The following is a 208-nucleotide window of genomic DNA, read 5'->3' as shown; positions in this document are numbered from 1 at the left end:
GGTAGTAGGTGTCATTGGCGTAGGAAAAACTACAACGATTGGTAAGCTTGCCATGCGTCTACATGGTGAAGGCAAATCAGTCATGCTGGCAGCGGGCGATACGTTCCGAGCGGCAGCTACTGAGCAGTTACAGATTTGGGGCGAGCTCAATCATATACCAGTGGTAGCGCAAGCTCATGGTTCTGACAGCGCTTCTGTCATTTTTGAT

The 208-nt window shown here is 50.0% G+C and carries 1 pseudogene; it reads left to right on the top strand.

What is annotated here, in order from left to right:
• Positions 1 to 208, top strand: a pseudogene (locus V6252_RS13760) (signal recognition particle-docking protein FtsY); the annotation flags it as partial.

The organism is Psychrobacter proteolyticus (genome assembly GCF_038155145.1).
Taxonomy (GTDB): Bacteria; Pseudomonadota; Gammaproteobacteria; order Pseudomonadales; family Moraxellaceae; genus Psychrobacter; species Psychrobacter proteolyticus_B.
Note: the sequence above shows the minus strand (reverse complement) of the source record. Positions and strands in the feature narration are given on the sequence as shown.